Genomic DNA, 13,482 nt, shown 5'->3' on the forward strand with positions numbered 1-13,482 from the left:
ATGATACAACCGGCCGAATTGGTTAGCTTTTTGAGTTTTCTCCAGAAAATTCAACCCCTTACCCCTTCGGCTCTTGAAGCGATTTATTCCCTTTGTTCGCTCATAGCTGTCAGGAAAAATCAAAACCTTCAGGAAATCGGGATGCGGTGCAAAACGATATATTTTGTCAAGGAAGGGCTTGCAAGGATATTTTACCTAAAAGGTGGCAATGAGGTCACAGAATATTTTGCTTTTGAAAATGACCTTATCATCCGTGCCGAAAGCCTGTTCACCGGCAAACCCAGCCTCAAGGCAATTCAGGCCTTGGAAGACACGGTTTTTATCGGTATTCCTGCCGACCAACTTTTTTCGCTTTTTGATACTTTCCCTCAAATCGAGCGACTGTTTAGGAAAATCATCGAACAGGCCTATGTTCATACAGTCAACCGAATGGAAACCATCCAGTTTCACTCCGCTGAGGAACGATACGCTCAACTGGTGGAGGAAAAACCAAACCTGATCCAACGAATACCTCTGAAGTACATTGCCTCCTACTTAGGAATCACTCAGGTGAGTCTCAGCCGAATTCGCGCATCAATCCGCTGATTATTTAACATTTGTAAAAGGATAAGAATTACTGTGGCGGGACCTTTGTCCTGTGAAAAGATCTGAATCTCAAGTGGTCCTTGGCCTTCGGGAAAACTGGAAACAGTTTTCGCTTTTGGTAGTCATCAATGGATTTGTTGGTGCAATGATCGGCTTGGAGCGATCCATTTTCCCTCAGTTTGCTTCAGAGGTCTTTGGATTGGAATCCAAAGTTGCCATCCTTTCTTTTATAGTGGCTTTCGGAATCAGCAAAGCCGCTGCAAACTATTTTTCCGGAAAACTGGCAAATAACCTAGGCAGAAAAAACCTCCTGATTTTGGGTTGGATTATTGCCTTGCCTGTTCCTTTGATTCTGGCATTTACCGGTAGCTGGAACTGGGTCATTGCCTCCAATATACTTCTGGGAATGAGCCAAGGGTTGACTTGGAGCAGTACCGTGGTGATGAAAATTGACCTGGTCGGTGAGAAAGACCGGGGGTTTGCAATGGGATTGAATGAATTTGCCGGCTATTTTGCCGTTGGAGTTTTTGCTTTTCTCAGTGGCTATTTAGCTCAGGAGTTTGGAATCCGCCCCTATCCATTCCTATTAGGTGAAATCATTGCTTTGTTGGGATTGCTGCTCACGTTTTTATTTGTGAAAGACACCCGAAAACACGTGGAAATGGAAGCTGGGAAACACTCGGAAACTTCCATGAAGGGGATCTTTTGGGAAACCACCTTTCGAAATAAAACCCTCAGTTCCATCACTCAGGCCGGATTGGTCAACAATCTGAATGACGGAATGATCTGGGGCTTACTTCCGGTTTTATTGGTTTCCTTACAATTTGAACTGGATCAGGTCGGACTTATTGCGGCGATTTACCCTACAGTTTGGGGAATCAGTCAGCTGTTTACCGGAAAAATGGCGGACATATTCCCAAAGAAAGCGCTCCTTTTTTGGGGCATGTTGATACAGGGTATCGCTATCCTGATATTGCCCCTCGCTGCAGGATATCCCCTTTTGATTATTATATCTGTAAGCTTGGGAATTGGTACTGCCATTGTCTACCCAACCTTTCTCGCAGCCATTGCAGAAGCGACCCATCCAAGACAAAGGGCAGAAAGTATTGGGACCTTCAGATTATGGAGAGACCTTGGATATGCCGTAGGTGCAGTTCTCTCAGGAATCACTGCTGATATTTTTGGCATAAAATCTGCGATTATATTTATAGGCCTAATTACTATAGCTTCCTCTTTGGTCATTCAAGGAAGAATGCCAAAAAGAATTAAGTTCCAAGAAGTGAATGAATTAGAACATACTTAACTTTAAATACTTAAACTTTACCCAACCTTAACTCTCTTAAAAAAATGAAAAAAGTAAACAGATTCAAGTCTATTGCAGTGATGATGTTGGCACTAGGTGTTCTTTTCTCTGCGGCACTTACCTCTTGCGGCGGTAAAAAAGAAGAAGCAACTGAGCAAGCTGAAGGTGGTGAGCATCCTGCAGAGGGTGCTGAAGGCGGAGAGCATCCAGCAGGCGGTGGCGAGCATCCAGCAGCAGATTCAACTGCTAAAGATTCAACTGCTGCTCAATAATTTGAAAAAGAAATTAATTCAAAAGGCTGCCAATTGGCAGCCTTTTTTGTTTTGGGAGAAACCTTGAAACTATCAATTGATTAACTGGATGGATCGGTTTTTCTTTGAAAGCTGAATCTGGATTGCGCTTTTACTTCTTTTCCGTCAATCTGCAAATACGGATATGCCAGAAAATTGATCGGTCCTGAATCCGGCCCCGGATTGAGTTCCAAATCTCGCCCTCTACTCAGTTCAATTCGGTTGGCTGGGTGACGACCAAAGTAATAAGTTGCCAAAGCGGTGTATTTGTTGGCTTCGCTGATATCAACCGGCCACCATTTACCATCTGCATAAAATTCCGCCCAACAATGATATCCGTCGATACCACCTTCATTTCGGTCTGATGGAATGGATGCGCCAATCGCAAAACGTGCAGGAATATCGACTGACCTGGCAAGTGAAATAAAGAAAGAATGGAATTCAGAGCAATTGCCGGTTTTGGAATCACAGGCGTAATTGGAGTCTCCCCGACCAAAGTCACCAAACTTCATGTAGCGCATGTTGTCAATAATGTAGTCGTACAGGGCACGGGCTTGAATAAGGTGGCTATCCCTGATTTTAGGGCCCAAGGCTTCCTTGGCGATTTCTTCAAATCGACCTCCTTTTGGCATCAGCTTATTGGAAGACAGAAAAATCTTGGGATCCGGAGCAGGGGCTTCATAAGGTCCTTTCTCTTTTCTGTTGACGGAATAACTTATCTCAACGGATTTTCCACTGTCGTTCGGACCCAATTCCAGATACAGGATGGTGTTGTCGTAAATCTTTTCATCCAGATTTTTAGCCTTACCTGGAGTCTTAATGTCGAGGATTTTCACCTCTTGAAAGTCATCGGACTCTGCTATTGGAATCCACATTTCTGCCGGCCCTGTCAATTCGGGAACCTGAACCGTATAATAAAATTCGAAGGAATCCTTCCCCTCCACTACGCCAAGCAGGCTGTTGTTTGATTGTTCTAAAGGCACGCGATACCAGGTTTTATCTTCTTTCTTTTGCTTCCAACTATAAAATGGCTTTCCGTTCAACTTATGAACGGTTGTCTGAGTGACGGTCATACTTCCGGGCTTTCCTTCCATAAAAAAATCCACATCATACACATCTCCACTCTCATCTACTAAGTCAACACACGCAAAATGACTGCTCGGACCCAAATTGGAAAGATATTCGGTATGAACTCTGACCAGTTTCATTCTGAGGTCATGATTTTCGTCTTTGACTGGGAAAACACCTCCGTTTTCGGCCGTTTTTGCAGCTATGAAATCCTTAATCCCAGCTTCGATTTCGGCAATGTCTACCTTCTCAACCGGAACTTTAATATCCTCCTTTTTAGCTTCCTGCTGACAGGAATAAAGCAGGATTCCCATCCCAAAAACTGATAACCAGCGATATGTATTGTTCTTCATAGGTTAAAATTAAGTACCTGATTGTAATAAAAAGCCAATAAAGGATAAATGGTTTGAGAAAATAAAAGCCAAAGGAATAAAAGGGTGTTTTTAGCGTATCCCTTTATTTATTCAGTTAGAAATAGCTTGAATAGGTCGAAAAGTTACCTTGGCTTATAAGTACTGGTCTAAACATCTTGGTTTTTCCTTACTCACCTTGGTCTGATTGGAAAAAGATCCGTTCAAGGTCAACGAGAAACGAGATCCATCACCACTTCCTCGGTGAGCGGCTTTTCAATAAAATCACGAATAAAAGGGTTTTTCTTAGCCCTGTCCAAATCCGCAGGGTTAACAGAAGAGGAGAGGATATATATTTCTAATTGGTGCTTAGTACTGATCTCCGACTTTTCAAACTGATCCATAAAATCCCAACCGCTCATTATCGGCATATTCAGATCCAAAAAAAGGATGCATTTCCCTTCAATCTTGGGATTACGCTGGATTAAAACATGATCTAGACCAGCCTTTGGATCGGTAAATGCGACAATTCTAGCATCAGGAAATACCTCTTCTATGATTATTTCACTCAGCATATTATTCACAGGATCATCATCAATCAGGATAAAATCGGCTCTTCTTTCCATTTCAGTACTCTGAATTATATCTATTTTTTCACATGTTCAAACTCAATTTTGAACATGGTTCCTTTGTTAACCTCACTCTCGACGGTGATTTTTCCTCCCAGCGTTTCTACCTGAGTCTTTACCATGTACAGTCCCATTCCCTTCCCTTCGGTATGGGAGTGAAATCGCTTATAAAGCCCAAAAACCTGATCCCCTTTGTGCTTGAGGTCTATTCCAAGTCCGTTGTCCTTAAAAATAATTTCAATCCCCGTGGCGGTTAACTTACTTTGAATTTCGATAACCGGACCGATATGGGGCTGTCTGTATTTAATGCTGTTGGATATCAAATTATAAAAAACACTGTAAAGGTAACTTTTAAGTGTGATCATTTCATCAACCTCGGAGAAGTCAATAACAAACTGAACCCTTTCTTTTTTGATCAGATTGGCTATGCTAAGTTTTATAGCCTCCAGCAATCCTGAAAATTTAACCAGGCTGGTTTGTTCACTGATCTCTCGTTTCGACTGCAAAATCTGGTTCAGATCCTTGATTACTACATCCAGGGCATGAACAGATTTACCCAGTCCGACTTCAAGCTGTTCTTTTTTGACCGGGTTCAAACCTGATTTAAGCATAAAATCGCTGATTCCAATGATGTTGGCTACAGGGGCCCGAAGGTTGTGGGACACGATGTAGGAAAATTGCTCCAGGTCACGGTTTCGCTGGATCAATTCATTCATGATTTTGTCACGTTCCAATTCCATTACTTTTTGCTCAGTAATGTCCCGTATTATTTTGGATGCCCCGATTACCTGACCTGATTCATCCATAATTGGAGAAACTGTCAGCGACACGTTAATTGCTCTTCCATCCTTAGTTATTCTTAAGGTCTCGTAATGGTCAACTGATTTTCCATTTTTGATGCTTTCGGAAATCATAAACTCCTCTTCGTGCAAATCCGGAGAGATCAGCAGAAAAATGGATTGTCCGATTGCTTCCTCAGCAGTGTAACCCAATACTTTTTCGGCACCGTGATTCCAGGAAGTGATTCTCCCATCGACACTTTTACTGATGATGGCATCATCTGAAGAATTGACAATCAACGCTGATAGGGCTAACTGCTCTTCAAATTTCTTCCGCTCTGTAATATCCCGGTAAATCACCACATAGGACTGCACACTCGCCAAATCCAGCAAGTTTATGACGCTGACCTCAATCCAGATGTATCCTCCGTTTTTATGTCGGGTTCGGTATTGACTTTGGAAAGGCACGCCGGGGTTACTTTTCGCATTTTCATATTGCTGAATAGTAAGTTGCAAATCATCTGGATGAATAAAATCCAAGGCAACTTTGCCTTTCCGGTCTTCCAAGGCATAACCCACAATCCGTTCCACAGAGGGGCTTTGATAAAGCAGTTTGAAATCAGCATCTACCAATACAATCCCGTCGCTGATATTTTCTATCAAGGCACGATGTTTCTCTTCGCTTTGGATCAATTCTCTCTCGGCCTTGATCTGTTCGGTGACATCCCTTCCAAGGGAAAGAATCGCCTTTCGGTTTTGATAGGTGATTTTATGGGAAGAAATATCCATGATCATTTCCTCACCATTTTTCTTCAAATGGGTCCAAGTTCTTTTGGCTATGGGATCATTCCCCTCCAACATCTTTTTTGCGAAATTTCTTATCGCATCATAGTCTTCCTTTGGGCGGTATTGAAATACCGGCATCCCGATAAATTCCTCTCGGGTATAGCCGTATAAGTCGATGATTTGTTGATTGACTTCCAATACCTCCAATGCTTCGAGGTCCCAAATGATAATCAGGGCAGGGTTATTATGGAAAAGATACCGATACTTCTCCTCTGAAGTCTGCAGCGTAAATTCCGATTCTTTAAGCTCCACTGCACTTCCCAAAATGTCCGCAACGGAATTAATCAACAAACGCTCTTCCTTTAGAAATGGTCCCTCGTCCTCTCCTGGTTTTTCTTCAGAATAAAATACTTCAACTACTCCGGATTTAACCTTATTGGTATAAATATCTGCTGATTGGGACCAAGGGGATTCCTTAAATTGATCTGATAGGTAGACCTTATCCTGAAAGGTTATTCTGGCACTGGTAATTTCCGTGTATTGGTAAGCGGTGGTGATAATGTGAGCAGATTGACTCATGATATCATCCACTGAAAACCCTGCCTTTTTACTGATTTCAGAGATTCGATACAAACAATTGAGTTCTTTGACTCGCTCACCCACCGCAATATTCATCTTTTGCAAGGTGTTTATGGTATTGATTCGTTCGGTAATATCCTGATTGATTCCTATCATTCTCAGGGGATTTCCATTTGAATCTTTTAGAATAAGAGCATCTGCTTTGATGTAGGCTATTTCTCCATTGGGTTTGACTATTCGGAAAGAAGTGTCGAATTTTTTATTTCCGTGAATTGCGGCCTGCACTTCCGCTTTAGCTTTTGCTTTATCATCCGGGTGGAGGCTATTAACCCAGGTTTCAAACTTATTCTCATTGCCACCTTTTTCAACCCCTATCAGCTCATACATTCGATCATCCCAGCTGATTACATCATCAGGAATATTCCAGTCCCATATCCCAAGCTTACCAGAGGCCGCTGCAAGCTTTAACCTGGACTCATTTTGTTCGGCCATTTCTTTGGCCTTTATAATTTCCTCCTCTATCCTTTTCTTCTCGGTGATGTCATAGTGGATGGAGAGGTACTGAAACGGCTTCTGATCTGCATCCAAAAACGGTATGATCGTGCTTCGGACCCAAAAGAATTCTCCGTCTTTTTTACGGTTTTTGAATTCACCAATCCAAACCTTTCCGGAACGGATGGTGTCCCACATTTCTCTAAAAAAAGAGTTGGGATGAAAATCAGAACTTAGGACTTTTACTGTTTTTCCGATGAGCTCTTCACGGGTATACTTTGAAATGTTGCAGAGATTATCATTTGCTGAAATGATAATCCCCTCCTCATCGGTGATTGTAATCGCTGCAGACTGATCTAATGCAAACTTGTAATCCTCGAGCGCTTTGATGTTTTTTTGTAACTCCCTGTCAGATTTTTCCTGAGCATCCAGCAAGTTGTTGAATTCTCTGGCTATGACAGCAGCCTCATCATTTCCATGGATATTGGCCCTCGCCCCTGGGTTTCCAGATGCCACTTGATTGATGGTATTTTGAACCACATAAAGCCTTCTCGTGATGTAGGATCCTAATAGCCACACCACACCTGATCCCACTAGTATGGCTAAAACACCATAAATAATTCCGGTTTGAGTAATAAGGGAAAGTTGTTCGGCCGCTCGCTTTTGACCCAATCCGATTCGAACCCAGCCCACATGCTTCCCGGAAAGACGCGAAGGAATGGCAATGTCAACCAATTCCGGACTTTTTGTGATCGTAGTCAATTCCGCCTTTTGAGGCAAATCAAGGACATACAACCCGATTTTGGACCGGTCAGTATGGGCTTTTATCTGCCCAAATTCATCGGTTAAAACGGCAAAAATGAGCTCAGGAAATTGGCTTTGGGCATCCAGCAATTCCTGGAGTCCTGCCACATCGTTGGAAGAAAGCCAACTGGATGCTGTCACTGAAAGCGCCTCAGCTAGCGCTATCGCCTCTTGGGACTGATTGTCAAGGATCAATTCCCGCTGTCGGAAAATGGATTCCAATAGAAACACTGCAATCAGTCCAGTCTGAAGGATGGCAACACTGATAATCAGACGGCTGCGAAGTGATCCAAAACCAACGGTTTTTTTAGCTGCCTTACTCATTTTCCAAGTTCTATTTTGCGTACTTCCCGTTCAAACCGATCGGTAAAGGCCTGCACCAACCGATAATCTTGATTGGTAGCGGATTTAAAATAGTCTGTTTCCAAATTCAGAAGAATTTGGTTTCCCTCCTCAGTTTGGTTGAGTTGCACCAAAATGTTCTCCACCTGAATTTTGATACTGTCAGGAACCTCGTCCAGCACCATGACTGAGTTGTTCACCAGTGATTCAGTTTCCCAAATAGTCATTAGCTCAGCTGCTTCTTTGGGATGAGTCTTTTGAAAATCTCTCCAGGGTTGTGGCCAAGTCGCGCCTGCAGCAGTTGTTTTCAAATAGACGTTCATGATAGAGGATTCCTGTGATCCCACGTAAAGATTGGTGATGTCTTTGGTGACATCGACGCCGTGGGCGTGGAGATAATATTGGGGAAGGATACAGGCAGCAAGTGCAGTTGGGGAAGGATAGCTTACTTTTTTGCCTTTTAGATCAGTTGGTTCCTTGATGCCACTGTCTTTTCGGACAATAATTACCCCTTTGAAATCGGCTGGATCTCCTGCCATAACAATGACCGAATAACCGGATTGAATCGCGCCGAGGGTTTGCCAGGGATTGGGGAGGATAAACTCAGGCTTTCGATTCTTATATTTTTCCTCAAAAATTGAGTAGTCCCGGGAGGCTTCCAAAACGAATTGAACACCTGGGATGTTTTTGTTCAGGTAATCCATGAGTGGCTGATACGAATCCATCAGCTTTTTTGGGTTATGAAGCGGATGAACTCCAAATCTGTAAATGACTTGCGCTTCACCCAATGGTGCGGTTCCATACTGGGGTCCTGTAGCTTTAGGTGCCTTTCCGCATCCTGCTAGCAAAGCCAGAAACACAAAAAACAGGGTGAAAATTTTTCCATAGCGGACTATCACCTTTATTCCAGATCGTTCAGTATGGATTAGAAATGACTGCGTTCGACGACGGATCAAATAAATTTTATTTCCTGAATTCACCCTGTGACAATTTTGTAACAACCTAATCCGCTACGTTGAACCATACACAATTTTTCAAAGTCATTCTTGGTTTCGTTAAGCCAAAAGGAAAATCCGCTTGGTTTTAAAACTACTTAAACAAAGCGCATTTACAAATTTGAACCATCAGTCCTGTAGCATGACCGTAATGAACTGCATCCAAAAGTACTTGAATGAAAAAATTGGCCACCTTTAAACCGATTTCCAGCTCTTTGATTATCGGATTTGACTGCTTCACATTTAAAGAGCAAATGATTCAGCAACTCTTAATTAGGCACCTTCAATTATCGGATAAAACAAAAATCTGAGTGGTTAAAGAAAGGCTCGTGATTTAACCTGAATCCTACTTTGATTCAATAATTCCGAAAGTCTCGTGATTGAATTAAACTCATCAGCAAGGATTAAAAAACTCCCTGGTTCTCCTCAAAACTCCTTTTCACCAAATTCACTCTTTACAAATCTCGACCTGTTTTTGGAGCTGTTCAAAGAATAGGAAAGATTCAGCACGATCACATCCACCTCATAGATGTAATTGGTCGTAGTATAAAACTCCCCGTCCCGATAAGTGGTGATCCGTTGTTCGTTGCTCTTGAGTAGTCCCATGTCAATGTTTTGCCAAAGCAAACTGGCCGTAAGCCGGTTGTCCAGCCAGGACTTTTTCACTGATAAATTGGGATTATAAAACCGCCCGTCTTCACCCTGTGCAGTCACCCGCTTGGAGAGGTAATTGAAGGAAGCCTGAATGCTGACCGTTGGAGAAACTTCAAAGCTTGAAGTCAAATTGAAGGAATAAACCCAAGAGAAAGTGTTAACCGGTCGATCGTCAAAGCTTCCTTGGATGGAATAATAATAGGTATTGAACCCTGCGAAAAACTTCCACCAGTTGGCTGGATAAAGCTCTGTACCCAGATCGACTCCGGTGGATTTTCCTGTACCAACATTGGAATAAATACGGTTAAGGATGGTGTCATTGTAGACGGTATTTACCCGATTGACCAGATTTTTCACCCGGGAATGGTACCCAGTCGCGTAGAAGCTGTTGTCTTTCCAGTTTTTCACCACACCCACTTCGACCAAATTGATAAACTCCGGCAGCAATTCAGGATCTCCCTGCTCCAAAGTTTCGCTGTGCTCCCGCTCCGGAAAAGGATTCATTTTGAAAGTCGTAGTCCGCTCCACGCGTTGGCTGAAATTGGCCTTGAGCTGCACCCCTTCCTTGAGCTGATAGCCCAAATTGGCGCTGGCAAAAGGTCGAATGTAATCGTAAATATAAAGTGTGTCCAAAGTTCCTGCCCGATCCTGAAGATTGAAATCCCTATCCATTGTTTCCAGTCTAAGTCCAGCTCCATAAGAGAGTTTTTTTAGCTTTTTATCCAGTTGAAAGTATGCCGAATGGATCAGGTGCTTCAAATCAACTTTACTGGAAAACTCAGGCACCAGCTCAAATTGCCCGGTTTCGTTGTTTTTTCGCTCGTAATAGAAATCCCCTCTGTGATCCAGATTTCGGTATTGGTAGCCCAAGATCAATTGCCCGACGGACAGCGGCTTGAAGGTATAATCGAGGTTGACTCTCCAGCCATTGAGAGGATTGTCATTCGTATTGTATTCATCCTGATAGACCTGTGTCATGTCCGGATAGCCCAAGTTTCTATTGATCGTAGGGCCGCCGAGCATCGTGTATTCATAGAGGAATGATGTACTGAGTTTGGCGGAATTCGCGAAAACGTGCGCGTAGTCCAAGCTACCCAAGACAAAATCTCCCCGGCGGTTTTGTTCATTGGCATTGAAATACTGGAGGGTGTAAAGCCGCTGTCCGTTTACTTCGGCATGGTTGTCATAGTACAAAATATCGGCGGTACGAACTTTGTCCCTGACCCCGGCATAGAAGCCCAAACTGAAGGAATTGCTCGGATCGGGATTGAAACCCAAGGTAAACCTGCCGGAGTAATTGATTTCATCGGTGCTTCGCTCCCCTTCCGACGGAAAATAAGTGGTGGTGTCCCCACTGATCGTGTAAACATCCCCCACTCTTCGTCCAGAAAGATCATTTCGCTGATAGCTGGCACCCAACGAAAAATCCCATTTGCCCTTTAGGTAATTGAGATTGAAGTCGGCTCCATATCGCCTGGGAGTGGATGCGTTGTCATAATTTTCCACCGAAGGAAAACCAAGTCTCGAATTGACTTGCAAATACAGGCCGTCCGTAATTCCTTTTTTGGTGGTGATGTTGATCATACCGGCTTTCCCCTCCGAGTCATAACGAGCTGAGGGAGAGGATATCCACTCCACCTTTTCGATTCCATTTGCCGGAAGCTGTCCTAGAATCAACATCGGATCACCCTGCACAGGCTTACCATTCAGCATGACTACAAATCCGCTCGTGCCTCGGATAGAAATCTGACCTTCCCCATTTACACTCATGCCGGGCAGATTTTTAAGGACATCTGTTGCGCTCCCTCCTTGGGCAACTTCGAAGTTTTCGGCCGAATAGCTCTGCTTGTCCAGTTTAAAGTCTGAGGTGATCTTTTGACCCTGCACTTCCACCCCTTCCAACTCCAGTTGATCCGGATTAAGAGCAAGGGCTCCAAAATCACGCTTTTCATTTTTGACCAAGGAAAATGCAGGACTACTATAGGTCCGATAACCAATAAAACTGACTTTCAAAAAGTAGGTGCCAGGCGATACATTTTCAATCAAAAATTCACCTTTTGGATCGGTGATACTCCCTTCCACCAACAAGCTGTCCTGGGTTTTGTATACGGCCACACTGGCAAACTCCAGCGGAACTTGGCTGAGTCTGTCCACTACTTTCCCACGGATTTCACTTTGGCCATTCGCCAAAAATGAAAGCGAAAAAAGGAGAAAGAAACCCAATAGAAGCCGCATGATTTTAAATTTCAGACAAAGTACTAAGCTACTTCTACCCGGGAATTTCAATTTCCATGAGTGGAATGTCCGATCCCACCTGTTCATCTCAGAGGCTGAAAGGAAATAATTCCAGATTGTGAAAACTGCGACTGCCTACTGATCACTAATCACTGCAATTCCTTTTCCAACTGCTCCAGAGTTTTCCCTTTGGTCTCCGGCAAAATCCACCAGATCACCAGAAAACCCACTGCGCAGATCACCCCATACAACCAGAAATTATTGGCCCAACCCAAATTTTCCTTGATAGCAGGGAAGTAGTAAGTCAGTGTAAAATTGCCAATCCAATGTGCCAAAGCCCCTATGGAAATTGCAGCTCCTCTCACCCGGGTAGGGAAAATTTCCGAAAGCACCACCCATAGCAAGGGAGCCAGTGAAATCGAATAAAACATCACATTCAGCAGCACAAAAATCACCACGGGAGTACCTCCCCAGTCTGCATAAAACGAATACCCTAAACCGGAATACAATAGGATCATGGCAGCAAGACACACCAGCAAAATGGACTTCCGTCCGTATTTATCCACCGTGGCAAAGGTCACAAATATGGAACCCACCATCACTCCTCCGATCACCACGATATTGAGCATCATTTGCTTGAGGGTGAATCCTGCCGCCTGGAAAATATCAGCCGCATAGTAGATGACTACATTGATTCCACTCCATTGTTGGAGGAAAGCCAGGAATATCCCTATGGCCAACAGTTTCACCACGTTTCTTTTTAGGAGTTCTTTGAGGTTGACCTCGCCAAGATCCCCTTCACTCAAGGTGGAGCGCGTCTCAGCCACCGAATCCCTCGCATAGGCCTCTCCCCCTATTTTGGTCAGGATTTTAAAAGCCTTATCCTGCTGATTGTTTTTGATCAGCCAACGGGTACTTTCCGGCACGAAAAACATCAGGATGAAAAACAGCAATGCGGGAAGAGTCTCAGCTCCAAACATCCATCTCCATCCCTCCTGCCCACTCCAACTCGCAGCAATGGCCGCGAAATCCGCATTCTCTGCTAAATCTGTATCCAAAAGCGAAATCTGCCAGTTGGCAATCTGGGCAAGAAGTACTCCGAGCATCACCAGAAACTGATTGATCGTCACGAGCCTACCCCGCTTCTCCGGAGGTGCAAGTTCCGAGATATAGAGCGGAGAAAGATTCAACGCGATTCCCATACCCACGCCTCCCACAATCCGGTAAAAGTTGAATCCCGAAAAAGTAACAGCCAAAGCCGTCCCGATAGCCGAAACAGTAAAAAGCAATCCGGCTAAAGTCAGCAGTCGTTTTCTACCGAATTTATCACTCAGAAAGATGCAAAGAATCGCCCCGACCATGCATCCGACGAGCGCCGAACTCGTGCCCCAACCCTGATCTTCAACGGAGGTGATGTTGAAATAGGGTTCATAAAAGGGCTTAGCCCCCCCTATCACTACCCAATCATATCCGAATAAAAATCCACCTAAGGCGGCAGTCAAGCTGATCAGCCAGATGTAGGTTTGGTTGTAAGGGTAGGTTTGGGCCATGGATTATTTGGGGAAAAGGTGAACAAGTCCCAAAAAATACC

The 13,482-nt window shown here is 43.8% G+C and carries 9 protein-coding genes; 3 read left to right on the forward strand and 6 right to left on the reverse strand.

The genetic code is table 11. The annotated features are described in order from the left end of the window. From D0X99_RS19180 to D0X99_RS19190, 3 genes are read left to right on the forward strand one after another with little or no spacing between them, the layout of a single operon-like run. Positions 1 to 585, forward strand: a complete 585-nt coding sequence (locus D0X99_RS19180) for a Crp/Fnr family transcriptional regulator (protein ID WP_119479487.1) — start codon at positions 1 to 3, stop codon at positions 583 to 585. A gap of 52 nt (positions 586 to 637) precedes the next feature. After that, positions 638 to 1,888: an MFS transporter gene (locus D0X99_RS19185; RefSeq protein WP_233553761.1), complete on the forward strand. Its 1,251-nt coding sequence runs from the start codon at positions 638 to 640 to the stop codon at positions 1,886 to 1,888. A gap of 44 nt (positions 1,889 to 1,932) precedes the next feature. Then, a complete protein-coding gene (locus D0X99_RS19190) occupies positions 1,933 to 2,160 on the forward strand; it encodes a hypothetical protein (protein WP_119479488.1) in 228 nt (75 codons plus the stop codon). A gap of 80 nt (positions 2,161 to 2,240) precedes the next feature. On the opposite strand, the gene D0X99_RS19195 is transcribed toward D0X99_RS19190, so the two are convergent. The 6 genes from D0X99_RS19195 to D0X99_RS19220 all read right to left on the reverse strand — a co-directional run bounded on the left by D0X99_RS19195 (position 2,241) and on the right by D0X99_RS19220 (position 13,441). After that, positions 2,241 to 3,599 (reverse strand): transglutaminase-like domain-containing protein, encoded by a 1,359-nt coding sequence (locus D0X99_RS19195; protein WP_119479489.1) that lies wholly within the window; start codon positions 3,597 to 3,599, stop codon positions 2,241 to 2,243. A gap of 227 nt (positions 3,600 to 3,826) precedes the next feature. Next, positions 3,827 to 4,222, reverse strand: a complete 396-nt coding sequence (locus tag D0X99_RS19200) for a response regulator (RefSeq protein ID WP_119479490.1) — start codon at positions 4,220 to 4,222, stop codon at positions 3,827 to 3,829. Positions 4,223 to 4,242: 20 nt separating this feature from the next. Beyond that, positions 4,243 to 7,989 (reverse strand): PAS domain S-box protein, encoded by a 3,747-nt coding sequence (locus D0X99_RS19205; RefSeq protein WP_119479491.1) that lies wholly within the window; start codon positions 7,987 to 7,989, stop codon positions 4,243 to 4,245. Continuing rightward, a complete protein-coding gene (locus D0X99_RS19210) occupies positions 7,986 to 8,987 on the reverse strand; it encodes a PhnD/SsuA/transferrin family substrate-binding protein (protein ID WP_199708165.1) in 1,002 nt (333 codons plus the stop codon). Before D0X99_RS19210 ends, D0X99_RS19205 begins: the two co-directional genes overlap by 4 nt. Positions 8,988 to 9,428: 441 nt before the next feature. Then, a complete protein-coding gene (locus D0X99_RS19215) occupies positions 9,429 to 11,891 on the reverse strand; it encodes a TonB-dependent receptor domain-containing protein (protein WP_119479492.1) in 2,463 nt (820 codons plus the stop codon). A 149-nt stretch (positions 11,892 to 12,040) separates the two neighbouring features. Continuing rightward, positions 12,041 to 13,441 carry a sugar porter family MFS transporter gene (locus D0X99_RS19220; RefSeq protein WP_119479493.1) on the reverse strand — a complete coding sequence of 467 codons (1,401 nt, stop codon included), beginning with the start codon at positions 13,439 to 13,441 and terminating at the stop codon, positions 12,041 to 12,043. Between the last annotated feature and the right edge of the window lie 41 nt (positions 13,442 to 13,482).

Origin of the sequence: Algoriphagus lacus, from assembly GCF_003583985.1 — a bacterium.
Classification (GTDB): domain Bacteria; phylum Bacteroidota; class Bacteroidia; order Cytophagales; family Cyclobacteriaceae; genus Algoriphagus; species Algoriphagus lacus.